The organism is Candidatus Palauibacter sp., assembly GCF_965216145.1.
Classification (GTDB): domain Bacteria; phylum Gemmatimonadota; class Gemmatimonadetes; order Palauibacterales; family Palauibacteraceae; genus Palauibacter.
In genome coordinates this window covers 2,972,111-2,997,841 of sequence record NZ_OZ244149.1, presented here as the reverse complement: position 1 = coordinate 2,997,841, position 25,731 = coordinate 2,972,111, and the positions used below count along the sequence as shown (strand labels likewise).

17 protein-coding genes are annotated in these 25,731 nt (G+C 68.4%); 5 read left to right on the top strand and 12 right to left on the bottom strand.

Going from position 1 to position 25,731, the window contains the following annotated elements; all coding sequences use genetic code 11:
- Nucleotides 1–7: 7 nt before the first annotated feature.
- The 3 genes from ACOOHF_RS12725 to ACOOHF_RS12715 form a co-directional block, all read right to left on the bottom strand.
- On the bottom strand, nucleotides 8–355 hold the full coding sequence (locus tag ACOOHF_RS12725; RefSeq protein WP_420461985.1) for a hypothetical protein: 348 nt from the start codon (nucleotides 353–355) through the stop codon (nucleotides 8–10).
- A gap of 77 nt (nucleotides 356–432) precedes the next feature.
- The gene (locus ACOOHF_RS12720) at nucleotides 433–1,728 is read right to left on the bottom strand and encodes a pyridoxal phosphate-dependent decarboxylase family protein (protein ID WP_420461984.1); all 1,296 of its coding nucleotides are present in this window, start codon (nucleotides 1,726–1,728) and stop codon (nucleotides 433–435) included.
- Between the two features lie 31 nt (nucleotides 1,729–1,759).
- On the bottom strand, nucleotides 1,760–2,290 hold the full coding sequence (locus tag ACOOHF_RS12715; protein WP_420461983.1) for a hypothetical protein: 531 nt from the start codon (nucleotides 2,288–2,290) through the stop codon (nucleotides 1,760–1,762).
- A 210-nt stretch (nucleotides 2,291–2,500) separates the two neighbouring features.
- Between ACOOHF_RS12715 and ACOOHF_RS12710 the strand changes: the two genes are divergently transcribed.
- Nucleotides 2,501–3,955, top strand: a complete 1,455-nt coding sequence (locus ACOOHF_RS12710) for a sodium:solute symporter family transporter (RefSeq protein WP_420461982.1) — start codon at nucleotides 2,501–2,503, stop codon at nucleotides 3,953–3,955.
- Here ACOOHF_RS12710 and ACOOHF_RS12705 read toward each other — a convergent pair.
- The 9 genes from ACOOHF_RS12705 to ACOOHF_RS12665 all read right to left on the bottom strand — a co-directional run bounded on the left by ACOOHF_RS12705 (nucleotide 3,945) and on the right by ACOOHF_RS12665 (nucleotide 20,366).
- Nucleotides 3,945–4,442 (bottom strand): DNA mismatch repair protein MutT, encoded by a 498-nt coding sequence (locus tag ACOOHF_RS12705; protein ID WP_420461981.1) that lies wholly within the window; start codon nucleotides 4,440–4,442, stop codon nucleotides 3,945–3,947. The genes ACOOHF_RS12710 and ACOOHF_RS12705 overlap by 11 nt on opposite strands.
- Nucleotides 4,439–6,961, bottom strand: coding sequence for a CehA/McbA family metallohydrolase (locus tag ACOOHF_RS12700; RefSeq protein ID WP_420461980.1), 2,523 nt, complete (start codon nucleotides 6,959–6,961; stop codon nucleotides 4,439–4,441). Before ACOOHF_RS12700 ends, ACOOHF_RS12705 begins: the two co-directional genes overlap by 4 nt.
- Nucleotides 6,962–7,014: 53 nt before the next feature.
- On the bottom strand, nucleotides 7,015–7,410 hold the full coding sequence (gene vapC, locus ACOOHF_RS12695; RefSeq protein WP_420461979.1) for a type II toxin-antitoxin system VapC family toxin: 396 nt from the start codon (nucleotides 7,408–7,410) through the stop codon (nucleotides 7,015–7,017).
- Nucleotides 7,407–7,820: a hypothetical protein gene (locus ACOOHF_RS12690; RefSeq protein WP_420461978.1), complete on the bottom strand. Its 414-nt coding sequence runs from the start codon at nucleotides 7,818–7,820 to the stop codon at nucleotides 7,407–7,409. Before ACOOHF_RS12690 ends, vapC begins: the two co-directional genes overlap by 4 nt.
- A gap of 80 nt (nucleotides 7,821–7,900) precedes the next feature.
- Nucleotides 7,901–8,155, bottom strand: coding sequence for a hypothetical protein (locus ACOOHF_RS12685; protein ID WP_420461977.1), 255 nt, complete (start codon nucleotides 8,153–8,155; stop codon nucleotides 7,901–7,903).
- Nucleotides 8,156–8,379: 224 nt separating this feature from the next.
- Nucleotides 8,380–10,956, bottom strand: coding sequence for an Ig-like domain-containing protein (locus ACOOHF_RS12680; protein WP_420461976.1), 2,577 nt, complete (start codon nucleotides 10,954–10,956; stop codon nucleotides 8,380–8,382).
- 244 nt (nucleotides 10,957–11,200) lie between these two features.
- Nucleotides 11,201–14,428, bottom strand: coding sequence for a leucine-rich repeat domain-containing protein (locus ACOOHF_RS12675; protein ID WP_420461975.1), 3,228 nt, complete (start codon nucleotides 14,426–14,428; stop codon nucleotides 11,201–11,203).
- A gap of 648 nt (nucleotides 14,429–15,076) precedes the next feature.
- Entirely contained in the window at nucleotides 15,077–18,247 is a 3,171-nt protein-coding gene (locus ACOOHF_RS12670) for a leucine-rich repeat domain-containing protein (RefSeq protein WP_420461974.1), read from the bottom strand.
- A 181-nt stretch (nucleotides 18,248–18,428) separates the two neighbouring features.
- The gene (locus tag ACOOHF_RS12665) at nucleotides 18,429–20,366 is read right to left on the bottom strand and encodes a prolyl oligopeptidase family serine peptidase (RefSeq protein WP_420461973.1); all 1,938 of its coding nucleotides are present in this window, start codon (nucleotides 20,364–20,366) and stop codon (nucleotides 18,429–18,431) included.
- 136 nt (nucleotides 20,367–20,502) lie between these two features.
- Between ACOOHF_RS12665 and ACOOHF_RS12660 the strand changes: the two genes are divergently transcribed.
- The 4 genes from ACOOHF_RS12660 to ACOOHF_RS12645 are packed head-to-tail and all read left to right on the top strand — an operon-like array spanning nucleotide 20,503 to nucleotide 25,672.
- Nucleotides 20,503–21,117 carry a DUF6962 family protein gene (locus ACOOHF_RS12660; RefSeq protein WP_420461972.1) on the top strand — a complete coding sequence of 205 codons (615 nt, stop codon included), beginning with the start codon at nucleotides 20,503–20,505 and terminating at the stop codon, nucleotides 21,115–21,117.
- A gap of 33 nt (nucleotides 21,118–21,150) precedes the next feature.
- Entirely contained in the window at nucleotides 21,151–23,220 is a 2,070-nt protein-coding gene (locus ACOOHF_RS12655; protein ID WP_420461971.1) for a prolyl oligopeptidase family serine peptidase, read from the top strand.
- Nucleotides 23,217–24,053, top strand: coding sequence for a c-type cytochrome (locus tag ACOOHF_RS12650; protein ID WP_419935205.1), 837 nt, complete (start codon nucleotides 23,217–23,219; stop codon nucleotides 24,051–24,053). The genes ACOOHF_RS12655 and ACOOHF_RS12650 overlap by 4 nt, the downstream gene beginning before the upstream one ends.
- The gene (locus ACOOHF_RS12645; RefSeq protein WP_420461970.1) at nucleotides 24,050–25,672 is read left to right on the top strand and encodes a pyrroloquinoline quinone-dependent dehydrogenase; all 1,623 of its coding nucleotides are present in this window, start codon (nucleotides 24,050–24,052) and stop codon (nucleotides 25,670–25,672) included. Before ACOOHF_RS12650 ends, ACOOHF_RS12645 begins: the two co-directional genes overlap by 4 nt.
- The last annotated feature ends 59 nt before the right edge of the window (nucleotides 25,673–25,731 follow it).

Here is a 25,731-nt window from a genome sequence, read left to right as displayed (position 1 = left end):
CCCGGATTCAGATGGTCTTCGGGTTCTTCCTTCGGCGAGAAAAACCCTCGAACAACCCTTCCTGACGCGTCAAGCGCTCGCGAAGCGCACCCATCTCCCGGGCCATATGCTCGCGAAGTTCGCCCATCTCCCGGGCCATTTGCTCTCGCAGGTCGCCGATCTCCCGCGCCACCTGCGCTCGCAGGTCGCCCATCTCGCGGGCCATGCGCTCCCGGAATTCGGCAAACTCGCCCCGAAGGCCGCTAACGTCTCCGGTGAGCGCCGCCAGATCCTTGCGCATCGCGCGCTGTCCCGGCAGCAGCGCGGCGGCGAGCGCGATCCCCACCCCGATGATCGTCCACATCTCAGGCGTCATCACGTCTCCTGTTCCGTCGCCTCAAAACGTAACTCCTCCTCAAGTTACGTGCCGGGCGTCAATGACACCTCAACGACTCAGTAGGTGCCGTCCAGGAAAGTGTCCTGGAGACGGTCGCGGCGGGCGATCGCCACGCATTCGGCGAGATTGGAAAGGTACTCTTCGAGGACCGGCGTGTGCACCAGCGTGATGGGCTGGTGGATGGCGGGCGGCTCCCTGTGCTGCCCTATCATCCAGCCGCGTTCGTTCATGAGCCTCGCGACCGCGAAGATGTTGAACGGCTCGCCCGGCTCCACGTCGTACCGGAAGAGGTTGGTATCGCCGGACGGCTCGAAGACGTAGAGGCCGTCGATCGCCCGGACGCCGTCCATCGCCGCGTGAGTCGTCTCCATGATCCCGCGCACGACCTCGCGGTATCCCTCCCGGCCGAGGTGCTGGAGCATCGTCCACGCGCAGGCCACGGCACCCCCCGAGCGGGAGCCCTGAGCCGTCGGGGACGCGTAGGAGCCTCCGGGAAGGTCGGGGACCACGTATCTCGCGTACTCGAGGTCGTTCCCATCGGCGAACAGGACGAGCGAGGCGCCCTTCTGCGCGAAGCCGAACTTGTGAAGGTCCGCGGACAGGCTGGACACCCCGGGCACGGAGAGATCGAACTCGGGGATCGCATAGCCGAGGTCGCGCGCGAAGGGCGAGATGAAGCCGCCGTAGCAGGCATCCGAGTGCAGGCGGACGCCCGTCTCGAGGGCCAGTTCGCCCAGTTCCCGCATCGGGTCCATGAGTCCGTAGTAAATGGTGGGGGCGCCCGCATATATGAATATGGACGCCTCGTCGATCGCCTCCCGAATGGCGTCCACATCCGCGCGATAGTCGTGGCGACAATCGACATACTTCATGTCGAGGTCGAGGATCGCCGCCGCCTTGTCCACCGAGGGATGGCGACTGTAGGCCGCGATGATATTCAATCGCCCCAGGTCCGGCCGGGCCTCGCGCTTCATGTCGCGCGCGACTTTGACGGCCTGGAAGATGCTCTCGGTGCCCCCGGAGGTGAACTGCCCGGCGGCACCCTCGGGCGCGTTGAAGAGCCCGAGGCCCATCTGGACGATCTCGTCCTCCATCACGCCGAGGCTGGGGTACGAGCTGTGGGCGGAGAGCGCGTTTTCGACCGAGAACATCGCATGCGATTCGTCCTGCACGCGCTTCACGGCTTCGTCGACGAAGTAGACGAGGTACGGGACGCGCCCGTTCCTCCAGTCGTAGTCGGCGCGCTTGCGGCGGACCAGTTCGGCCCTGAGCGTCTCCCAGTCGATCCCCTTCTCGGGGAGTTGCTTCCGCGTCCGGACCTCGCGCCTCAGCCCGCTCGTTGCCTGTGCCACGTCGACTGCCCCCTTGATCTTTATCGGTGAACTATCTCGAGGCCCAGCGGCGCTGCTCCTCGTATCGGGCTCCAATCAGCACCGGGAGTGCAACCATGCCTGCGTATAACAAGATCATCGCGGTCCCCCCAAACAACAACGCCGGGAGGGCCACGATTCCAGCCCACCCCAACTCTCCGGGCGTGGACGTATTGCCGAAAAACGAGATCGACACACCCATCTGCACCAAACCGGGAACGACGAGCAGCGCGATCAGGATCCAGGCGGCCGCACGACTCCCTGCGAGGCGGGAGGAGACGAAGCCGCCGGCGAAATGAAGTGCCAGACCCAGCAGAAGGATCGATATTCCCAGCCACCAACCCACTCCCTCCAACCGGAGAGACGAAGAGAACCAGAAGATCGAGGCGAGCGCCCCGCCGAGAAGCAAGGGAACGAGGGTGACGAGGTAGCCGACCACGGCTCCGACGATGTTTCTGATCCAGGCCGGTCGATCTTCAAGAATGGGACGCACGGCTGCCTCCTCTGGTGTGCCGGTCTTGACTTCAGGCGTGCCGGGCGCCATGCGGCGCGCCTGGAGTGCTCCTCCGAATGATACTTGTAGCGTGTCATCGGCCGAGCAACGTGCGTCGGCCCTGGGTGCCCCGCGGCGAAGATCGCGGGCGCCGCGCGACCCCTCGCTCTGTACCCTTGTCAGGCGATCCGGTTTCCGGTCAGATACCGGGTTGCCCGAGTCCCGTACCTGTACCCGAGAACTCCGTACCCGGGATCCTGAATGTCCATGGCCTGGCTGCAGACACACTGGATCGCCGTAGCCCTCCTCGCCGTGTACGGCGCGATCCTCGTGCGTCACGCGATCGAGGGCCGGCGCGGGACGAAGGGACGGACGGACTACTACGTGGGCGGTCGGTCGATGGGAGGGGTGGTGCTCGGTCTCTCCTTCTTCGCGACCTACTCGAGCACGAACAGCTTCGTCGGCTTCTCCGGGCAGGCGTACACGTACGGGGCGGCGTGGCTGCTCGTCGCCCCCGCCGTCGTCATCTTCTCGCTCTCCGCGTGGGTGTGGGTCGCGCCGCGCCTGCGCGCGTTCACGGGGGCGGTGGACTCGGTGACGCTCGCGGACTATGTGGGCTTTCGCTTCGAGAGCCGGGCGGCGCGACTCCTGGCGGCGGTCATCGTGATCTTCGCCAGCTTCCTCTACATGATCGCCGTGTTCAAGGGGATCGGTAACCTGCTCGAGATTTTCCTCGACATCCCCTACGCGGCCGCGATCGGATTCGTGTTCCTCATCGTCGTCTTCTATACGGCGGTGGGAGGGTTCATCTCGGTCGTGAAGACGGACGCCGTACAGGGGGTCGTGATGTCGATCGCGGCCGTCCTCCTCTTCTGGGGCACGCTGCGCAGCGCCGGTGGCCTGGGAGCCCTCGACGCGATCCGCGCGGCGCCCGCCACCGAGGGCCTCTTCCGCTGGGACGCGGCGATGCCCTTCCCCGTCCTCATCGGGATCATCGTGGCGGGGACGTTGAAGTTCATCGTCGACCCGAGACAGCTCTCGCGCTTCTATGCGCTCGCCGATCCGAGGGCGGTTCGCCACGGAATGATCGTGTCGACGATCGCGTTTCTGGGCGTGTATACGCTTCTGCTCCCGATCGGGCTCTACGCTCACGCGGTGATCGGCAGCGGGCTGACGGAATCGGACCTGGTCGTCCCGACGCTGCTCGGGGACGCGGGGATCCTGCCCGCGTTCCCGGCCGCGTTCATCCTGGTCGCGATGCTCGCGGCCGCGATGTCGTCGCTGGACAGCGTGCTCCTCGTCATGGCCGCGACCTGGGAGCGGGACGTGATCTCGCTCGTGCGACATGTCGAGGAGGAGCGCGCCGTGGCCCACACGCGCTTCTGGGTCGCGCTGTTCGCGATCATCACGGCGTGGCTCGCCCTCAACCCGCCGGGGAGTATCGTGACTTTGACCGCGTTCTCCGGCGGCCTCTACGCCGCGTGCTTCTTCCCGGCGGTGGTACTCGGGCTGCTGTGGAGGCGCGGCACGGGGGCGGGGGCGGTCGCCTCGCTCCTCACCGGGTTCATCGTGCTCATGTGCTGGGATTGGGTCCCGTTCTCCGAGGCCGTGCACGAGGTGTTCCCGGCGATGGCGCTCTCGCTGGCGGCCTATGTGGGCTGCGGACTCGCGGCTCCGCCTCTCGAGGCGGCGAAGGGGCTCGACATCAAGCTCTAGGGTTCGGCTCCGAGGCCATGTCCAAGGCGAGACGGCAGCAAAGGGATCCGCGTTCCGCGCCGTCCCGGAGCGCGGTCGAGGCCTGCCAACGCCAAGCAGAGTACTGCGTTACGCCGGGGACCGGTTGCGGCACATGGGGGTCGCCCGACACGACCCGCGCGGCGTGCAGCCGCATCGAGAGCCGGTAGCCATCGCGGTCGACGCAGCCGTCGCTGAGGGGGCCGAGGTCGACGGTTTCCACGCCCAGCTTGTCGCGCCCGATGCGCCGGACCAAGGCGTCGTCGGTCTCCCCTTCGGCGTGGGATCCGGCTGGGAGACCCCACACGCCGGGCAGGTCGGGATCGTCGTCGGGGCGCCGGACGGTGAGCCAGCGCGGTCGCCCGGCCGCGGCTTCCGGCGCCCCGGGCCGCCCGGGCTGTTCAATGATCAGGGCGATCGCGCGGCGGGTCGGCGCGCTCCGGAGGCCGGCCCGGTCGTCCGGGGTCATCGCGCGGCCAGCGCCTCCAGCCGCTCGCGCGCGGCGTCGAAGCGCCCGAGCAGGTTGGGGATGTCCGCGCCACCGTAGCCCGCGATCAGCCGCTCGCGCGCCGCGCCGAGGATGCCGAGGAGGTCCGCCGCCGCCGCCGCCCTGGCCGAGGGATCGGAACTGCCGACGCTCCCGATCCACACCGGCGCCGTCTGGGCAAACGGATAGTTGGCCATCATCGGCCAGCGCGCTTCCCCGCCGACGGCGCGCGCGGCGACCCAGCCCCCCTCCGGCAGCATCAGGTCCCCGTCGTAGCGACGGGTGCCGGGTGCGCCGAGTCCATCCTCCGTCCACACCACTTCCCCGTTGACGAGGATCTCGACCCGCTCGACTTCGGTCGCCGTGGCCAGGGAGAGCGACCACGAAATCTCGCCGGAGGACACGACCTCGCCAGGGCCGGCTCCACCCAGACGGAAATCCAGGAATGGGCCGTTCGTGACGAAGCTCCGCCCGTTCCGAAGCGCGTCAATGTAGGCGGGCCAGTTCCGGGCCCCGCCGGTCTGCGCGTACACGCGCGCCGTACCGACCGCCATCGTCCGGTAGAAATCGGTCATCACGTCGGTGCCCGCCGACGGGGCGACCGGGATCCCGGCGTTGAGCAGCAGGTGCCAGATCTGGGACGTCAGTATCTCGTCGCTCCACAGGCAGACGATCTCGAGCGCGTCAAGGTCGCCCAGGACCGCATCCGCGACGAGTTCGACGGGGACGCTCCCGTGAAGCTCGGCGACCGGCAGTTCGGCCCACGGCGTCGTACGCTCGGCACCCCGCGAGCTGACCGGATGCACGTAGTACGCCAACCCCCCCTGCGCGCGCGCGTGCCCGAGGGCATCCGCGTTCCGTCGGTCGTCGGACCCGTAGACCTGGTAGCCGGGACCCCACACCCACGGCCAGAACAGGTCGTCGATCCCGATCAGCCCGAGGTGGCCGAGGAAATGGGACCGGACCTCCTGCCCGAAGCGGACGAACGGGGGACCACCGGGCTCGCTCCAGGCCCAGAGGTCCTGGTCCTCGAACCGGTTGTGCAGGTTCGCAAGAAGCGGGGTCGCGAAGTCGAGCGCCTCGCCGCCCATCATGGGCATCAGGTCGCCCGGGGAGAGGTCGTACAGGCCCCCGTAGTTGAGATGGAAGTGGTGCTCGCCCGAACTCCAGCCTCCGGCGCGCGCGTCCCACACGGAGGGCAGCACGACGTCCACCTCGGCGCTCCCGGCCTCGGCCCCGGCCTGAACGGTCACGGACGCTTCCGGCGTCGCGAGGCCCTGGACTGCTGAGACCGTGACCTCGCCGGCCGGAACGGTGACTTCGATCACGCCTGGCGAATAGAAGAAGACGCGCCCGCTCTGGCCGTCGAAGCGCGCCGCGGACGCGTCGGGGACCGCGGGATGGCCGGACCCGTCCACGACCTCGAGCCGGGCCGGGACCGGGGGACCGCCTTCCTCCCGCATCGTCCGTATCCGGATGGTGGCCGTCGGCGCGCCCCAGTCCCAGCCGACCACGTCAACCTCGTCCACCGGTCCGCCCGCGGCGCGGACGCGCTTGAGCCGCAGCCGTTCCCGGTCGTCAGCCTCCGAGAAGTACACCCACTCGCCGGACGGATCCCAGGCAGGGGTCAGCGGCAGACCGCCCGACGCGAGGAGGATCGAGGGCCCGGGGTCGTCCACGTTCAGAAGGCGGAGGTCCCAGCCATCCTGGGTCGGCCAGTTGACGGCGACGGTGGACCCGTCGGGACTCAGGGCGGGCCGGGCCATTGAAGCGATGTTGCCCTCGATGAGTGTGCGCGACTCCGGGGAACCGCCCGAGCGCACGACCACGCGGTCGCGTCCGCCGCCCTTTGCGAGGTAGACGAGAGAGCTCTCGCCGGGCTGGGGTTTGAGTTCGATCCCGGGCGCGTTGGTCACCGGCCGCCTCACGCCGCTCGCGATGTCTACGGCCCACAGATCCAGCGTCCCGGCCTCGGCCTCGGCGGACGAGTAGAACAACTTCGTGCCGTCGGCGGAGAACGCGGGATCGAGTTCGATCCCCGGACTGTCGACCCGGCCCAATTCGGCCCCCGTCGCCGCGGCGACCCACACGATTTCCGTGTCGTGGGTGTCATCGCGCACGAACGCGACGACCTGGCCATCGGGCGACCATGCCGGGCGTGCATCGATCCCGCCGCCCCGGGTCAGCCGCCGAGCGACCCCGCTCGATAGATCCATCACCCAGATCCAGCCGCGCGAAGCGAACGCAAGCCGCGCCCCGTCCGGCGATGGAGCCGGGTCGATCGGTCCGCTGGTGAGCATCGGAAGCTCGTAGCCCTCGAGGTACACGTGGTGGTTGTACCCGGCGACCTTGGGGTATCGATGGGTCCATTGTCCGGCCGCGGAAGCCGGGGCCAAGCCCAGGCCGAGAGCCGCCAGGCCCCAGACAGCGAGACCCGGGAGCGAGAGGCCCCGGACGGAGGGGTGGGCGAAGGAAGGGAGGACGGCCGGACGCGGTCGCATGGCGGTTCACCTGTCGAGTTGAGATACCGGGATAGCTGGGCGGGGCACGAGACCTAAGGCCTCACCAGATCCAGTTCGAAGTGGCGGGCGATCATATCGTAGTCGCGGTCGCGGGCCAGGAGCGGACGGCCCATCCGCAGCGAGGCGGCCGCGACCATGCAGTCGAGAACGGACCGGATCGTCAGACCTTGTCGGCGCAAAGTGCGGTGGATGAGCGCGGCGTCTTCAAAGTCGGCCAAGCCGCCGGTGCCCAATATCTCGAAGCGGGCGAGAAGACGCGCGACAGCTGCTGCTTCACGCTCCGTCCCGCATCCGGCCAGAAGTTCCAGCAGCACCGGCGCGGGCGTGGCGATCGTTTCGCCGGACTGGACCCGGGATCGAAGCGTGAGGTGGGTCGGACTACCCGTATCGCGGAGGTATTCGACCCAGGCCGACGTGTCTGCGATCACCAGCGATCCCCTGGGTCGCCGGCCCGCAGTTCATCGAGGTCGCCGCCCCATCCGATACCCTGCATGGCGAGCGCTTCCTCCCTGGTCATCGGCACCACCGCGATCCGCCGAAGCGCGAATTCGGCGGCGGCGGACCGATCCGCAAAACCGTATCGCTCGCGAATCGTGTCCAGCAGGCGCGCGGTCACGGTCAACTCGACACGCTCCCTCCCGGACAAGGATGACTCTGCTTCCCCGTACACGGGGCGAGTCTCCCGGACGATCGTGGCGCGACCCTGGAGTTCAAGGGCCCGGGCTTCCCGCAGCTCGCGCCGGACCCAGGCGGAAACCGTCTCCCGGTTGCGCCCGGCGGCATCCCGAATCTCGTCGTACTCGGCACCGGAAACTACGACCTGCAAGCGCTTACTCATGTCATGAGTATAATCTACTCATCTCGACCGGGGCAAACCGTCAACTCGGAGGGCCCGTGCGGGTCGGCACCCTCCGACGGTCAGCGTCGCCAGGCGGCCGCGTCTGGAAGCCCGCTGCTGATCATCACATCGAGGCCCGGCTCGCGGGCGAGCGCGTCGAGATCGCTGCTGGCCACCGTACCGAACGGCAGGTCTCGGAGAATCGCCCGCACCTGGCCCGTCCGCGGATCGCGAAGGATTGCCAGGGGCGGCTCGCTCCCCTCGCGCATCTCGACGGTACCACCCGGACCGGAGAGCGAGAGGCTCGCGAGTTCCGCCTCCCATTCCGCTTGCACCGGTAGCGCGAAGGTGAAACCCGGAACGCCCGTCTCCGTCCGCGATCTCCGGCATATTGAAGCTGAGCGAGAAGAGTTCGCTTCCGTCCACGTCGCCTTCCCGTCAACTCGTACGGTCCGCCCGGAACGCGGGCACTACCGGTGAGTGTGTCGATGAGGAAGGCGGGATCCAGGGACGGCGACGCCGTCCGCGGTGGCACGGCCGGATAGGAGAAGCGACCTCGTTACGGCGCCGCCGGGGCCCGGGACGCCGCGCCCTCGTCCACAAGGCGGTAGCGCAGCGAGTTCGTGAAGTAGTAGTCGCTGATCCACTCGGGTGGACAATAGCTCATGAGATCCGCCCAGTCGGGCGGCACGAGCGACCCGCCGTCCCGGGGATCGTAGCCCCAGGCCCCGATCGCCGCGTTTGGCCAGGGGAAGGTCGGGTCCGGCCCCGCCGCGCTCCCGCAGTCCGCGTGACGCAGGTTGAAGTTGTGCCCCAGTTCGTGCGCGATCGTGGACTCGGTGAGGTTCGAGAGGCTCGTCTTTCCGCCGATCCAGGCGACGCCCGCGAAGCCCTCGGGTTCGGGCAGGAGCCCCTTCCAGTGTCCGGTTCCCTCCTCGATCGTCCGGATGCGTCCGACCTCGTACAGGGCGTCGAACGCGCTGTTCGAGCTGATCGTCACGCTCGCGTGCTTCGTGATCTCGAAGGCGCCGACCGGGAGGAGATTGTTCGTCTGCCAGGGGATCTCGTGGTTCGGATGGATTTCGCTGACAAGCGTCGCGGCGGCGGGATCGCTGTTACCGGTCCAGACGAACGGGATCAGGGTGAGGCGGAGCGTGGGCATGGCCCTCACGTCGATCGTCGTCCGTCCCGTCTCGGGAATACGCTTCGCCACCCCGAGTCCCGGATCGAGCGTCCCGGCGGGATCGATGTCGATGACCATTTCCAGGCCGGGTTGAATCACCGCGCCGCGGATCTCCGCATTGGCCGACAGGTCGAGTTCGCCCTCTTCCACCTCGGTCGGGATCGGGGATGAACCGGCGGGGATTTCCACCACATGGGCCTCCACGCCGTTGACGAAGAACGTGGCTCGGACCGGCGGGATCGCCGCGGATGTCTCGTCACCGGACGTGATGAACACCCGGAGCAGCGCGCTCTCTCCAGCCACAAGCGGGACGGGGTAGTCACGCGATTGCACGGCCTGCGTCAGATAGGTGTCCGACTGTCCCTCCGCCCGGCACGGCCGGATACGCCGCTTCAGGATCGCTTCCACCCAGGTCCGAAAGGCGGGTTGGTCGGGCATGCACAGCGCCGTGCCGCCCGCAAGCAACTCCCTCAGACCCACCGAAGTCAGGCTCTCCGGGAGCGGACCCGACAGCTCTTCGTTGTCCTGAAGGTGCAATTGCTCGAGCGCCCTCAAGTCGCCGAACGCGGGTGGCACTGAGCCGGAGAACCTGTTGTCCCGCAGCCACAGCGCTTGCAGCCGATCGAGCTGGCCGAGTTCCGCGGGCAGGGGACCCGCGAGGTCATTTCCGCCAAGATCGAGCCGTTGCAGGCTCCCCAGCTCACCCAGCTCCGGCGGCACCGGTCCCTCGAGCAGGTTGCTTGAGAGCCTCAGCCCCTCAAGGTCGGAGAGGGCTCCGAGTTCAACGGGGATCGAACCCTCGAGCAGGTTGTTGTTCAGGTAGAGCCATCGAAGGTAGACGAGGTGGCCCAACTCCGGCGGGACCGTGCCGCTCAACTGATTGTCGTTCAGGGACACTTGGACCAGTCGCGTGGCATTCCCCAGCTCCGGCGGGATATGACCCCGCAGGTCGTTCCCGGCGAGACCCAGCGACCCCAGTTCGGGGAGGTCGCCCAGTTCGACCGGGATTTGACCTGTGAGGCGATTGAAATCCAGCCCGAGGAAGCTCAGTCGCGGGAATCTCGCGATCTCCGGTGGAATCTGCCCCGCGAGTCGATTGCCGATCAGGTTGATCCCGGTGACCCTCCCCGCTTCATCGACCTGGATGCCGTACCAACTCGCGAGCGGCGCGTCGGTCAGCCAGTTCGCGGAGTTCTGCCAGTTCGGCCCGTCGAGGGCCTCGTACAGGGCGGCCAGGTCGGCGCGTTCCTCGTTGCAGGCCAGTTCCTGGCCCTCGCGCGACGGGATGGCACCCAGCCATTCGCGAAACGCCGCATCGCTCGGCGTGCACAGCATCGTGCCGCCGTAGTGGAGTGCCTGGAGGCCGAGTCGGGAGAGAGAGATAGGCAACGGGCCCGTGAGCGCGTTTCCATCCACTCTCAGTTCGGTGAGGAGGGCCAGATCGCCGAGGCTCTCCGGAAGCTGGCCGCGCAGTCCGTTCTCGCTGAGGTGAAGCGTCAGCACCCGCCCGTCCGGATCGGCCTCGACCCCGAACCAGCTTCCGAGCGGAGCGTCCGTCGTCCAGCCGTCCTTCCCGGTCCAGCTCCCTCCGCCCGCCGCGTTGTACAGGTCGATGAGCGTGGCGCGGTCCTGGCTCTGGACCGTGAGGGGCGCGGACGCCGTGGCGGGCCCGGAGGTGGCGGTGACGCTCCCCCGTCCCTCCCTGAGGCCCGTCACGAGACCGGTGGCATCAACCGTCGCGACCGCAGGATCGCCGCTCGTCCATGTCACGGGCGCACCGGAGATGACCCGGGCACGTTCATCCAGGACGCGCGCCACCAGGCGGACGGTGTCGGCCGCGACGACCACGGCCGGATTCGGCTCCAGCGTGACCGTGGCCGGCTGCGGCGCGGGCGCGGGGGGAGGTGGGGGAGGCGGCGTGACGCCCTCGCCGCAGGAGAGGAGGGCCAGCAAAGCGCCGAGAGCTGCCGCACGAGGGGGTACACCGCCGCGAGTGGCGCCGGGGCTCCGGCCGGAAGTTGTGCTGGTTCGCCTTGCGATGGGTCCGCCTCCGGGGCAGGCGCGTCGTCAACGGGCTGTCATCCGCAAAGGTACCAAGCCGCGCCGGGCCGCGCGCCCCGCCCTGAGAGACGGAACGCGCGGCCCGGTGCGTTGCGGCTTTACCTCGGGACGCCCTTCAGGGGCGCCTGAACCGGAGTCAGCGCCTCCAGGCCGCGGAACCGGGCAGCCCGCCGCTGACCATGATGTCCAGCCCCGGCTCGGGGGCCAGCGCATCGAGGGCCCCGGGGCCCATGGCGCCGGCCGGAAGGTCGCGCAGGATGGCCCGCACGTGGCCCGTCACCGGGTCGCGCATGATCGCCATCGGCGGTTCGCTCCCCTCCCGCATCTCGACCGTGTCCCCTGGCCCGGTGAGCGCGAGGCTCGCCAGCTCCGACCCCCACTCGGCCTGGACCGGCAGCGCGAAGGTGAAGCCGGAACGTCCGTCGCCGTCCCAGACCTCCTGCATATCGAAGCTGACCGAGAACAGGTCGCTGCCATCCGCGCGCCTGCCGGTCAGCTCGTACGGCCCTCCGAAGGGCGGCACGACGGGCGTCGTCTCGACGACGAAGGCGGGATCCAGGTGCAGTGCCCCGTCCGCGGCGGCGCCGCCCGAGACGATCAGGGTCCGCGAAGCGGCCGGCCACACCTCGACCGTATCCACGAGCCGGAAGCGCAACGCGTTGGTGAAGTAGTAGTCGCTGACCCACGTGGGATCACAGTAGCTCATGAGATCCGCCAGGTCGGGGGGCACCAGCGACCCTCCGTCGCGCGGATCGTACCCCCACACGCCTGTCCGCGCGTTGTCGTAGGGGAAGGTCTGGTCCAGGAGTGCCGGGTCCCCGCAATCCGCATGCCGCAGGTTCAGGTTGTGCCCCAGTTCGTGCGCGATCGTCCCCACGTTCAGCCGGGAGACGCTGATCTTGCCGCGGTTGGGGTTGGGGTGAGCCCCAAGGTACGCGATGCCCGCGGCGCCGGAGGTGTTCGCGCTGAGACCCATCCAGTGTCCGATCCCCTCCTCCACCATCCGGATTCGGTCCATCTCAGCCAGCATGTCGGAGATGTCGTCCGAACTGACCGTCACGCTCGGGTGTTTCGTGATCTCGAAGACGCCGACCGGTAGCAGGGTGTTCGTCTCGAAGAAGAGGTCGTGGTCCGGGGTGGCGCCGGCGACGAACGCCTCCGCGTCCCGGTTGTTCTCCGCGATGAACGGGACCAGGGTGAGATACAACGGGGGCACTTCCCTGACCTCCACCGCCGCCCGCCCTTCCGCGGGGATGCGCTTCGCCACGCCGAGCGCCGCATCGACGGTCCCGTCGGGGTCGACCTCCACGACCATCTCGAGGCCCGGCTGAATCACTTCGGCGGGGATCTCGGCGTTGGCCGACAGGTCGAGTTCGCCCACCTGAACTTCCGCCGGAATCGCGGACGAGCCGGCGGGGATGTCCACCGCGTGCACCTCCGCCCCGTCCACGAAGAACGTGGCCCGGACAGGCGGGATGTTCTCGGTCGTCTCCGCCTCGGACATGACGAAGACGCGCAGCAGCGCGCTCTCGCCGGCCACGAGCGGGACCGGGTACTCGCGCGACTGTGTCGCCTGCGTCAGGTAGGCCTCGGCGTGTCCCTCCGCCCCGCACGACGGGACGCGCCACTTCGCGACCACGTCGTTCAGCCAGGCTCGGAACTCGGGCTCGGTGGGTGCGCACAGCCCGGTGTCGTACGCGATCAGTTGCTCGAGTGCCGTCATCGACGTCAGTTCATCCGGCAGCGGACCCGACATGTCGGGATTGTTCTGGAGGTGCAACCAGATCAGGGCGTCCATGCCACCGAACTCCGGCGGCACCGGGCCGGACAGCATGTTGTTCTGCGCCGAGATCTGCAGGAGGCTGTCGAGTTGGCCCAGCTCCGCCGGGAGGGGGCCGTCGATCATGTTGTCGCTGAGCCGGAGTATCCGCAGGCTGTCCATCTGGCCAAGTGCTGCGGGAAGGGGGCCCGACAGCAGGCTGTTGTTGTAAAGCTGGAGTGATCGAAGCTTCTTGAGCCCTCCCAAACTCTCCGGAAGGGGGCCATCGATGCGGGTATCCGAGATCCGCAGTAGCCGCAGTTCGGTCAGCGCTCCGAACTCCTCGGGAATCGAACCGTCGAACCGGGCCTCATACAGGTGGAGTATTCGCAGGCTATCGAGCTTGCCCAGCTCCGGCGGGATGGGGCCGCTCATTTGGTTCCCACCCATCCAGAGTGTTCTCAGCTTCGCGAGCTTCCCGATCTCGGGCGGGATCCGGCCCTTGAACTCGTTGCCGTCCATGTCCATCCGCCGCAGCTCGGTGAGTTCGCCGATTTCCGGCGGGATTTCGCCTTCAAGGCGGTTGTAGTCCAGGCGCAGCACTCGCAGGTGCGGGAAGTATCGGACCTCCGGAGGGACCGTTCCCGAGAGGTTGTTGCGGTTCAGGTTGATTTGCGTGACCCGCCCCGTCGTCGAGTCGACCGCGATGCCGAACCAGTTCTCCAGCGGCGCGTCGGTCCCCCAGTTGGCCGATTCCGTCCAACTCGCTCCGCCCATGGCTTCATGGAGCTTCTCGAGATCCGACCGTTCCTCGTTGCAGGCCAGGAAGTCGCCGTCGCGCGTCGGAATGGCGTTCAGCCACGTCTGGAACCCTTCGTCTCTCACCGTGCACAACATCGTGCCGGCGTACTGGAGTTGCTGAATACTCAAGTCGGAGAGGGAGAACGGGATCGGACCGGAGAGGCCTTCGTTCCCGTCCACCTGGAGTTCGGTGAGGAAGGCCAGATTCCCGAGGTCTTCCGGAAGCTGGCCGCTCAGACCGTTCTCGCTCAGGCGTAGCGCCGTCACGCGGGCGTCCGCGTTCGCCTCGACGCCGTACCAGCTGCCGATCGGTTCGTCGGAGGCCCAGTTCTCCCGGTTCGTCCAACTCGCTCCGCCGGCCGAGTCGTGGAGGTCCATGAGCGTCGCGCGGTCCAGGCTGTGCACCGCCGCGGGCGCGGAGGCGTTGACCGGTCCGGACGTGGCGGTGATGCTCGCCTGTCCCTCGCTGATCCCCGTCACCAGACCCGACGCATCGACCGTCGCGACCGCCGGATCGCTGCTCGCCCACGTCAGCGGGGCATCGGAGATGATCCGTGACCGCTCATCCAGGACGCGGCCCCTCAGACGGACGGTGTCGCCCGCCACGACGACGATCTGCTCGGGCTCGATGGTGACCCGGCTCGGCGTTGGAGCCGACGGAGGCGCGGTCGGGGGTGGCGCCGTCGTGTCCTCCCCGCCGCAGGAGAGCAGCCCGAAGAGCACGCCGAACAGGGCAGTTGACAGCACGATGCTTCGAGGGGTGCGTACGGTGTGTTCGTCTGGATGGGTGGTGGCGTGTCTCATGGTGTGTCCGCGGGTTGTTGGGAAGACCGTCTTCAACTCGATGCATGGAAGAATGCATACCGCATAGCCCCACCCTAAACAAGGTGTTTTCACCCCAAACAGGGTGGATGAAGGCGGTCCAGATCAGCAGGTCCCCAAGTGTCGGGTGAAGAAGGCCTGGAGACGGGAGTACATGTCGATCGAGCTCGCGGGATCCCGTTAGCCGTGTCCCTCGGGGTACGTCATCGACTCGAACTCCTTGCCGAGCGCATCGAGCCGCGAGACCGCGAGACGGTATCGTCGGCGACCACCACGGCCGGATTGGACTCCAGCGTGACCGTCGCCGGCTGCGGCGCGGGCGCGGGGGAGGCGGAGGAGCAGGCGTCACGCCCTCGCCACAGGAGAGGAGCGCCAGGCAAGCGCCGAGGGTTGTCGCGCGCGGAGCTACACCGCCGCGTGTGGGGTGGGGCCTCCGGCCGGAAGTCGTGCCAGCTCGCCCCGGCAGGGGTCCGCATCCGGAGGAATTGTCAGCGGGCCATCATCAGCAGGCCATCAGCGGGAAGATCGTAGGGGAGCCGGACCGCGCGCCCCGCCCTGAGAGACGGAACGCGCGGCCCGGTGCGTTGCGGCTTTACCTCGGGACGCCCTTCAGGGGCGCCTGAACCGGAGTCAGCGCCTCCAGGCCGCGGAACCGGGCAGCCCGCCGCTGACCATGATGTCCAGCCCCGGCTCGGGGGCCAGCGCATCGAGGGCCCCGGGGCCCATGGCGGCGGCCGGGAGATCGCGCAGGATGGCCCGCACATGGCCCGTCACGGGGTCGCGCATGATCGCCATCGGCGGTTCGCTCCCCTCCCGCATCTCGACCGTGCCCCCCGGCCCGGTGAGCGCGAGGCTCGCCAGCTCCGACCCCCACTCGTCCTGGACCGGAAGCGCGAAGGTGAAGCCGGAACGTCCGTCGCCGTCCCACATCTCCTGCATATCGAAGCTCAGCGAGAACAGTTCGCTGCCATCCGCGCGCCTGCCGGTCAGCTCGTACGGCCCTCCGAAGGGCGGCACGACGGGCGTCGTCTCGACGACGAAGGCGGGATCCAGGTGGAGTGCCCCGTCCGCGGCGGCGGCGCCCGCGACGATCAGGGCCCGCGAAGCGGCCGGCCAAACCTCGACCGTGTCCTGGAGCCGGAAACGCAGCGCATTCGTGAAGTAGTAGTCGCTGACCCAGGCCGGATCACAGTAGCTCATGAGATCCGCCCGGTCCGGGGGCACGAGCGACCCTCCGTCGCGCGGATCGTATCCCCACACGCCCGTGCGCGCGTTATCGTAGGGGAAGGTCAGGTCTATGCCCGCCGGGTCCCCGCAGTCGGTATGTCGCAGGTTCAGGTTGTGGCCCAGTTCGTGCGCGATCGTCCCCACGTTCAGCCGGGAGACGCTGATCTTGCCGCGGTTGGGGTTGGGGTTAGCCCCAAAGTAGGCGACGCCCGCGCTCCCCGTGGTGTTCGCGCTGAGACCCATCCAGTGTCCGATTCCCTCCTCCACCATCCGGATTCGGTCCATCTCAGCCAGCATGTCGAAGATGTCGGTCGAACTAACCGTGACGCTCGGGTGTTTCGTGATCTCGAAGACGCCGACCGGGAGCAGGGTGTGGAGCTCAAAGAAGAGCTCGCTGTCCGGGGTGGCCAACGTGACGAACGCCTCCGCGTCCCGGTTGTTCTCCGCGATGAACGGGACCAGGGTGAGATACAACGGGGGCACTTCCCTGACCTCCACCGCCGCCCGCCCTTCCGCGGGGATGCGCTTCGCCACGCCGAGCGCCGCATCGACGGTCCCGTCGGGGTCGACCTCCACGACCATCTCGAGGCCCGGCTGAATCACCTCGGCCGGGATCTCGGCGTTGGCCGAGAGGTCGAGTTCGCCCACCTGAACTTCCGTCGGAATCGCGGACGACCCGGCGGGGATGTTCGCCACGTGCACCTCCGCCCCGTCCACGAAGAAGGTGGCCCGGACCGGCGGAATGTTCTCGGTCGTCTCCGCTTCGGACATGACGAAGACGCGCAGCAGCGCGCGCTCTCCGGCCACGAGCGGGACCGGGAACTCGCGCGATTGTGTCGCCTGCGTCAGGTAGGCCTCGGCGTGTCCCTCCGCCCCGCACGTCTGGACGCGCCATTTCGCGACGATGTCGTTCAGCCAGGCCCGGAAATCGGCGTCGGTGGGCGCGCACAGCCCCGTGCCGCTCGCGATGAGTTCCCAGAGTTCCGTCATCGCCGTGAACTCGTCCGGCAGCGGTCCCGACAGGTCGGGATTGTTCTGGAGCCAAAGACGATGCATGTCCGTTGCGCCCAGCTCCGGAGGCAGTGAGCCGGATAACATGTTGTCGTCCACGTAGAGCACGGCAAGGCTGTCGAGCTGGCCCAGTTCGGCAGGAATCGGTCCATCGATCCTGTTGTTGGAGAGTACAAGTATCTGGAGTCTGTCGATCTGCCCGAGCTCACCGGGAAGGGGGCCCGACAGCAGGCTGTTGTTGTAAAGCTGGAGTGATCGAAGCTTCTTGAGCCCTCCCAAACTCTCCGGAAGGGGGCCATCGATGCGGGTATCCGAGATCCGCAGTAGCCGCAGTTCGGTCAGCGCTCCGAACTCCTCGGGAATCGAACCGTCGAACCGGGCCTCATACAGGTGGAGGGTATCCAAGCTGGCGAGCTTGCCCAGCTCCGGCGGGATGGGACCGCTCATTTGGTTCCCGCCCAGCCAGAGTGTTCTCAGCTTCGCGAGCTTCCCGATCTCGGGCGGGATCCGGCCCTTGAACTCGTTGCCGTCCATGTCCATCCGCCGCAGCTCGGTGAGTTCGCCGATTTCCGGCGGGATTTCGCCTTCAAGGCGGTTGTAGTCCAGGCGCAGCACTCGCAGGTGCGGGAAGTATCGGACCTCCGGAGGGACCGTTCCCGAGAGGTTGTTGCGGTTCAGGTTGATTTGCGTGACCCGCCCCGTCGTCGAGTCGACCGCGATGCCGAACCAGTTCCCCAGCGGCGCGTCGGTCCCCCAGTTGGTGTTGTCAGTCCATCTCTCTCCACCCATGGCCTCATAGAGCTTTATGAGGTCCGACCGTTCCTCGATACAGGCGAGAAACTCGCCGTCCCGGGTGGGAATGGCGTTCAGCCACGTCTGGAATCCTTCGTCTCTCACCGTGCACAGCATCGTACCGCCGTACTGGAGCTGCTGAATGTTCAGCTGTGAGAGCGAGAGCGGGATAGGACCCGAGAGTCCCTCGTTTCCGTCCACCTGCAGTTCGGTGAGGAGGGCCAGATCTCCGAGGTCCTCCGGAAGCTGGCCGCTCAGACCGTTCTCGCTCAGGCGTAGCGCCGTCACGCGGGCGTCCGCGTTCGCCTCGACGCCGTACCAGTTGCCGACCGGTTCGTCGGAGCCCCAGTTCTCCCGGTTCGTCCAACTCGTTCCGCCGGCCGAGTCGTGGAGGTCCATGAGCGTCGCGCGGTCCAGGCTGTGCACCGCCGCGGGCGCGGAGGCGTTGACCGGTCCGGACGTGGCGGTGATGCTCGCGTGTCCCTCGCTGATCCCCGTCACCAGACCCGACGCATCGACCGTCGCGACCGCCGGATCGCTGCTCGCCCACGTCAGCGGGGCATCGGAGATGATCCGTGACCGCTCATCCAGGACGCGGCCCCTCAGACGGACGGTGTCGCCCGCCACGACGACGATCTGCTCCGGCTCGATCGTGACCCGGCTCGGCGTTGGAGCCGACGGAGGCGCGGTCGGGGGTGGCGCCGTCGTGTCCTCGCCGCCGCAGGAGAGCATGGCGAGGAAGACGCCCGCCGCCACTGTGACGTACCCCATGTTGCGTCGCCTGCGACCGATAGATCTTCCTGGGCTTGCAGTGGTTCGTCTCACGATGCCCCCGTCCCTGGTCCGATATGAGGCTGGTTGCCACCGACTGACATCAACCGGCTGCGCCGTGTCACCCGGTTCTACATGGTGATAATCTAGGCGGCGCAGTATCGTCCGGACGCCCCCAATATCAGGGGAAGCCGAGCTGTCGGGTGAAGAAGGCCTGGAGACGGGAGTACATGTCGATCGAGTTCGCGGGGTCCCGGAACCCATGTCCCTCGGGGTACGTCATCGACTCGAACTCCTTGCCGAGCGCCTCCAGCCGCTCGACCGCGAGTTCGAAGTTCTCGAACGGGGCCCTTACGTCGTATTCGCCGTGCATGATGAGGAGGGGCGTGGTGATCCGCTCCATGCGGTCGAGGGTCTCCGTCTTGGCGTAGATCTCGGGGCGCTCCTCGGGCGTGCCGCCGTGTCCCGTGATCGCGAAGATCTTCCCGACCCGGTCCGCGTAGGGCAGCGTCCTGGCCTCGGAGTAGATGCCGCGCATGGGCACCGCCGCGTCGAACTTGTCGGGCGTGCGCGTGATGGCGGACATGGACTGCATGCCGCCGTAGCTCCCGCCGTAGATGCCCACGCGCCCGTTGACGTATGCCTGACTCCGCAGCCAGTCCGCGGCGGCGCCCGGATCCCTGGACTGGTCGTTCAGCCAGTCCTCGATGGAGAGGTCCTGGAACTCGCGGCCGAAGCCGGATCCGCCCCGATAGTTGATGGCGAGCACGACGAACCCCTCGTTCGCGAGATACTGCTCGACGGGGTTCGTGCCCTGCATGTACGAGTTCGTCCCGCCCCCGTGCACCTGCACGAGCGCCGGGCAGGTGGGCGGTTCGGTACCGTCGGCGAGCGCACGCCGGATCGCGGGCGGCAGATAGAGGAAGCCCTGCATGTAGAGCCCGTCGAAGCTCCGGAACGAGATTTCCGTCGGCCGCTGGACGCCCGCAAAGCGGGGTGCGAACGACGTGAGCCGCCGTGGCATCCCCCCCTCCAGGTCCAGGAGCCAGGCTTCCCTGCCCTCGGTCGCCGCGTCCCGGGTGAAGACCGCGCGTCGCCCGTCCGGGGTCGCGTGCAGCGACGACCAGGCGCCGCCCACGTTCGTCACGCGCGTGGCCACGCCGCCGCCGGCCGGAACCGACCAGAGTTCGAAGGCGCCGCGCTGCTGGTAGGGGAAATGGATCCGCTCTCCGTCTCCCGACCAGAACGGATCAAAACGCATGATCGCGTCGGTCGCGTATACCTGCATCTCGATCGGCGCCTCGCGCACCGCCCTCGAGGCCGGTCCCGAAAAGTCGAGGTCGATGCGGTAGAGATAGGCGAGATCCTGGTACCAGTACTCGTCCTTCGCCGTCCCCATGAGGACGAGGCTCGACCCGTCCGGGGACCACACCGGATTCGACGAGGCCATGAGCGAGGTCGAGATCTGGTGCGCCTCCCGGGTTCCCGTGTCGATCAGCCACACGTCGTCGTGCCACCAGTCGGCCCGGTTGGAGATGTAGGCGATCCAGCGGCCGTCCGGGGACCACGTGGGGCGGAAGCGGCCGTCGTCGGCCTCGGCCGCTTCGGTCGTCAGTTGCCGGGGCGGCGTCTCGCCGCTCGCGTCGACGAGCCAGATGTCCTGGAAGCCCGACGCGGTGGAGTAGTAGGCGAGCGTCGCGCCGTCCGGCGACCACGAGGGGGCGCGCAGTCCCTCCACCTCTTCGACGATCGCCCGGCTCGTCCCGCCGGGCGCGCCGACGTGCAGCGCACCCCGGGCGAGGAACGCGATCCGCTCCCCATCGGGGGACCAGATCTGCGAGCCTCCGCGGAGCCAGAAGGTGGAGGAACCGTCGGTCTCCGCTCCCGCCGGCACTAGGTAGATCCCGCTTCCGCCGTCGGGTCCCGGCCCCGAAACCGCGATCATCTCTCCGTCGGGCGAGAGGACGGCGCGTCCCGCCCCACCGCCTCCCCTGAAGATGTTCTCGAGCGTGAGAGGAATCTCGTCCGCCGCGGGGTCCGTGGACGGGAACGAGCAGGCCGCCCCCGTGAGCGCGAGCAGGGCCGCAGCGAGGGGCAGAGAAGTCGAGGGTCGCGACACGGTTCCTCCTGTGTCGGGTAGCGGCGGGCATCGCGGCTCAGGCAGTCTTCCATGAGTATTGTCCTCCGCCCCGGCGGGACAATACCGATTGAGGGGACGATGCGACGATCTTCCACCACGCGGAGGGAGCACGACCGTGACCGAGCCTGCCGTAACGCTGACCGACTACGGGCTGACCCTCCTCTGCGCGCTTCTGGCCTGGCGGGCGAACTCCAGGGTGAGGGCGGAACTGCGGCCGTGGGCGATCGGGCTCTTCGCCGGCTCGGGCGCGGCGGCGCTGTTCGGAGGGACGGTGCACGGGTTCTTCGGCGACGCGACGACGCTCGGCTACCGCCTCCTCTGGCCCGCCACCATCCTCGCGGTGGGGGCGACGGGTCTCGCCGCCTGGGGGCTGGGCGCCCGCGTGGGCGGCATCTCGGCCGGCGGCCGGCGGCTCACACGGATCGTGCTGGCCGCCTTCGTCGCGTGGGCCGCGATCGTGCTCGCGGGGCAGCAGGCGTTCGTGATGGCGATCGTCTTCTACCTGCCCGCGGTCATCTACCTGACGGTGCGTTTCGCCCGGTTGTACCGGCGGGGGCCAACCCCGAGCCGCCGCGAGGCGCTCATCGGTTTCGGGCTGACCTTCGCCGCCGCCGCGATCCAGCAGCTGCGGATCCCGATCCATCCGGTCTGGTTCGACCACAACGCGCTGTACCATGTCGTGCAGGCGGTCGCGTTCGTCCTGTTGTTCCGGGGCGTGAGCGGCGAGTAACGTGAGACGAGTCCCGAACCTGAGGTGAGTGCCATGCGTGCCGTGATCTCCCCGGGCTTCCGCCCCTTCGCGATCGGTCTCCTGCTCGTCCCGGTCGGTTCCTTCGGCTATCCGGGCTTCCGCCCGGGGCCCGCCCCGCTCTCGGCGCAGGACGCCCGTCCGATGACGGTCGAGGATGTTCTCGAGTTGAAGAGCCTGTCCCAGCTTTCCATGAGCCCGGATGGCCGCTGGGTGGCGTACGTCGTGACCGGACGGGACATGGAGGAGGACCGACAGGAGACGGACGTCTGGGTCGTGCCGGCGACGGGCGGCCCCGCCGACGCCCGCCAGCTCACCTTCCGCCCGGGTTCCGATGACTCGCCCGTCTGGCACCCCTCCGGGGATTGGCTCGCCTTCTCCTCGGACCGCGACGGGGAGCGGCAGGTCTACGGGATTCAGCCCGATGGCGGCGAGGCCTGGCAGGTGACATCTCACGAGACATCGGTCGGAGGCTTCCGCTTCGCCCCCGACGGTCGGCGGCTCGGATTCACGGCGAGTCCGCCGCCGACGGACGCGGACGGCGAACTCGAGGCGACCCGCGGCCGCCCCATCGTCTGGGATTCCGTCTACACGGACCAGTGGTCGCACCTCTACGTCGCCGAACTGGAGGACGACGTGGCGGACGAGGCGGTGAGGTGGTCGCCGGACGGCCTCCATGTGCAGGCCTTCGTGTGGTCCCCCGATTCGCGAGCGCTCGCGTTCGGCGCGCGCTCGTCACCCGTGCTGCGGACGAACTCCTACGGGGCGACCTACGTGCAGTCGGGCCCGGAGACCGAGGCCCGCAGCGTCACCTCGATGCCGGGCGGTGAGAACCCGGTCGCCTGGGACGACGAGGCCGGCCTCATCGTGTCCGGCTCCGGACATCTGCTCGGCACCTTCAATCGCCAGCTGTGGCGCGTGCCGTTCGCGGAAGACGGCACGGCCCTCGAGGCGGCCTCGCTCACGGCCGGGCTCGACGCGAACGCCAACCTCGTGCACGTCGACGACTCGCGGCTCATCGTCGCGGCGGCCCGGCGCACGGGCGCAACGCTGTACCGGATCGACCTCGATGACGGAGCCGCGGCGGGGCCTCCGGTCGATCTCACGGACGGACGGCACTACTACACCGGCGCTTCAACGTCCGAGGACGGGAGCGTCCTCGCCTTCACGGCCGAGGACGGCGCCGCGCCCCCGGACATCTTCGTGACGGGAAGCGCCGACTTCCGCCCTGAACGGCTGACCGACGTCAACCCCCAGGTGGCCGACGTGGCGCTCGGCGAGCAGCGGGTCGAACGCTGGCCTTCGCGCGCCGGGGGCGAGGAGATCGAAGGCGTGCTCATCCTCCCTGTCGGCTACGAGGAGGGGGACCGCGTCCCGCTCGTCCTCGTGATCCACGGCGGCCCGGCCGGCATCTCCTCGGACCGCTTCAACGGGACGCGGGGCGCCTATCCGGTACAGGTCTACGCCAGCATGGGATTCGCGGTCCTGCAACCGAACTACCGGGGATCGAGCGGTTACGGGGAGCGCTTCCGCGGCCTCAACCGCGGGGACATCTCCGGGCGCGACTGGATCGATATCGACTCGGGCGTGGACGCGATGATCGAGCGCGGGATCGCCGACCCCGACCGGCTCGCCGTCAGCGGGTGGAGCTTCGGCGGACACCACACCTACTGGGGGATCACGCAGACCGACCGCTTCAAGGCGGCGAGCGCCGGGGCGGGCGCCAACGACCTGATCTCGATGTACTCGCAGACGGACATCCCCGAGTTCTACCACACCTACCTCGGCCCGAGACCGTGGGAGGACTGGGAACTGTACGAGGAGCGCTCCGCGTACCGTCATGTGGAAAACGTGACGACACCGCTCCTGATTCAGGTGGGGGAGAAGGATGAGAGGGTGCCGGCCGAACAGAGCATTCAGTTCTTCGAGGCGGTGCGCGCGATCGGGAAGGCGCCCACGGAGTTGGTTCTGTATCCTGATCAGCCACACGGCGTAAGGTCACCTCGTCTACAGCGAGATCTCATGTCACGGAACGTAGTCTGGCTCGAACGCTGGATCCTGGAATCGGAGGCGCTCGTCCCGTGAGGGTCCGTCGCCGAGGGAGACGCCAGGGACTGAATCTGTGCGGTCTCGCGCTCGTGGCGGGCGCGTTGATGCCGGCCGGTCCCGGGCTGGGCCAGGAGCCGCCCGAGGTGACGGAAGCCGGCCGTGCCCGCGGCGAGATGCTCTACCAGGCCCACTGCGGGCGCTGCCACGGGATGCTCGGACAGGGAGGCGAGGGGCCGAGTCTCACGCGCCCCACCCTTCCCCGCGCACCGGACCATGCCTCGATGGTCGGGGTGATCCGGCGCGGAATCCCGGGTACCGGCATGCCCGGGACCAGGGGGAATCTCCTCCCCGACCTCGAGGTGGAACTCGTCGCCGCACACGTCCTCTCCCTCGGGGAGGGCACCGCCGTGGAGATCGCGGGAGACGCGGCGCGAGGGAGCCAGTTGTTCTCCGCCGCCGGTGACTGCTACTCCTGCCACGTCGTTGACGGCCGCGGCGCCGGCATCGGACCCGAACTCACGGGGATCGGGCTTCAGCGCGGCGTCGACTACCTCGACGCGGCGCTGAGGACGCCGGAGGCGGAGCTGCCGGTCTCCAGGCGGGGGATCCTGCGGGGATTCAGGGGATACCTGCCGATCCGGGCGGTCACGCGCGATGGGCGCGTCATCACCGGCATGCGTGTGAACGAGGACGATTTCACGATTCAACTGCGGTCCATCTCGGGCCGCACGGTTTCCCTGCGCAAGGAAGACCTCGTGCAACTCGAGAAGCAACTGGACCACTCGCTGATGCCCGCCGTGGAGAACATGACGGAGTCGGACATCGACGATCTCGTCGCGTACCTCGCGGCTCTGGGAGAGGGATCATGACGCGGCCCCGGCCCGCAGCCCTCGTGGCAGGTTCCGCGCTCGCGGCGTGCGTGCTCCTGTGCGCGGGTGGCTTCGCGGGGGTCGCCGCTCAGGTGTCCTTCGAGCGCCTCGTGAACGCCGACGCCGAGCCCGACAACTGGCTCACGTATTCGGGAAATTACGCCTCGCATCGTTTCTCGGCCCTCGACCGGATCCACCGGGGAAACGTCAGCGATCTCAAGGTGATCTGGGCCTACCAGATGAGCGGCGGACTCATCGAGACGACGCCGGTGGTGGTCGACGGCGTCATGTACGTGACGGAGCCGCCGAGCAACGTGAGCGCCCTCGATGCGCGGACGGGGCGCCGCCTCTGGCACTGGTCCGCCGATGTCCCCGCCTCGACGAAGAACATCGGCTTTCCGCGCGTGAACCGTGGCGTCGCGATCCTCGACGAAACCCTCTTCGTGGGTACGCTCGACGCCCGCCTCGTGGCGCTGGACGCCCGCTCGGGGGCGGTCCGCTGGGAGGTGGAAGTCGCGGACAACGATCTCGGCTTCTCGATGACCCTGGCCCCCCTGGCGATCGACGGGAAGATCATCGTCGGCATGTCCGGCGCGGAGGCCGGCGCGAACGGGTTCGTCGACGCCTACGATGCCGCGACCGGCGCCCTCGTGTGGCGGACGTACACGATCCCCCGGCCCGGCGAGCCGGGGAGCGAGACCTGGGGCGGCGACAGTTGGGAGCACGGCGGTGGGTCGACGTGGCTCACGGGCTCCTACGACCCCGAACTCGACCTGCTCTACTGGCCGACCGGAAACCCGGCGCCCGACTGGAACGGGGACGCGCGCCCGGGCGACAACCTCTACACGAACTGCATCCTCGCCCTCGATCCCGACACCGGCGAGATCCAGTGGTACTTCCAGTACACGCCACACGACACGCACGACTGGGACGCGACGGAAATCCAGGTGCTCGTGGACGCCGAGTGGGAGGGAGAGCCGCGCAAGCTGCTCGTGACGGCGAACCGGAACGCCTTCTATTACGTGCTCGACCGCGAGACGGGAGAGTTCCTGCACGGGGTGGAGTACTCGAAGCAGACGTGGGCGGAGGGTCTCGACGAGAACGGTCGCCCGATCGTGATCCCCGGCACCGAGCCGACCGAGGAGGGGAATCTCGTGTGGCCCAGCCTCCAGGGGTCCGCGAACTGGTTCAGTCCTTCGTACAGCCCGGATACAGGGCTCTTCTATCAGGCGACCCGGATCATGGGGGCCGTCTACTACAAGTCCGAAATCGAGTACGAGCCGGGACAGCCGTTCCTGGGTGGAGGCGAGCAGGCGCGGGCGGGCGACGACGCGAGCGGGGCGGTCAAGGCGCTCGACGTGCTCACGGGCGAGATCCGGTGGGAGTTCCCGCTGCTCTCCCCGCCGTGGGCCGGCGTCATGGCCACACGGGGCGGCCTCGTCTTCGGCGGGAGCAACGAAGGCAACATCTTCGCGCTCGACGCGGAAACGGGAGAACCGCTGTGGGACTTCCAGGCGGGCGCCGCCGTCCGCACGAACCCGATGTCGTTCGAGGTGGACGGCGAACAGCGTATCGTGACGGCGGCGGGCGGCGTCCTGTGGGTGTTCGGGCTTCCGTAGCGACCGGCGCGCGTCGGCCGTGAGCGGCAACGAGTCGGGAAAACTGAGAAGGAGGTCGC

Excerpts from the sequence above, each read along its gene's own strand:
- ACOOHF_RS12710 (WP_420461982.1), top strand. The coding sequence starts at position 2,501 with ATGTCCATGGCCTGGCTGCAGACACACTGGATCGCCGTAGCCCTCCTC.
- ACOOHF_RS12655 (WP_420461971.1), top strand. The coding sequence starts at position 21,151 with ATGCGTGCCGTGATCTCCCCGGGCTTCCGCCCCTTCGCGATCGGTCTC.
- ACOOHF_RS12670 (WP_420461974.1), bottom strand. The coding sequence starts at position 18,247 with ATGGGGTACGTCACAGTGGCGGCGGGCGTCTTCCTCGCCATGCTCTCC.
- ACOOHF_RS12725 (WP_420461985.1), bottom strand. The coding sequence starts at position 355 with ATGACGCCTGAGATGTGGACGATCATCGGGGTGGGGATCGCGCTCGCC.
- ACOOHF_RS12715 (WP_420461983.1), bottom strand. The coding sequence starts at position 2,290 with ATGGCGCCCGGCACGCCTGAAGTCAAGACCGGCACACCAGAGGAGGCA.
- ACOOHF_RS12645 (WP_420461970.1), top strand. The coding sequence starts at position 24,050 with ATGACGCGGCCCCGGCCCGCAGCCCTCGTGGCAGGTTCCGCGCTCGCG.
- ACOOHF_RS12690 (WP_420461978.1), bottom strand. The coding sequence starts at position 7,820 with ATGAGTAAGCGCTTGCAGGTCGTAGTTTCCGGTGCCGAGTACGACGAG.
- ACOOHF_RS12700 (WP_420461980.1), bottom strand. The coding sequence starts at position 6,961 with ATGCGACCGCGTCCGGCCGTCCTCCCTTCCTTCGCCCACCCCTCCGTC.
- ACOOHF_RS12675 (WP_420461975.1), bottom strand. The coding sequence starts at position 14,428 with ATGAGACACGCCACCACCCATCCAGACGAACACACCGTACGCACCCCT.
- ACOOHF_RS12705 (WP_420461981.1), bottom strand. The coding sequence starts at position 4,442 with ATGACCCCGGACGACCGGGCCGGCCTCCGGAGCGCGCCGACCCGCCGC.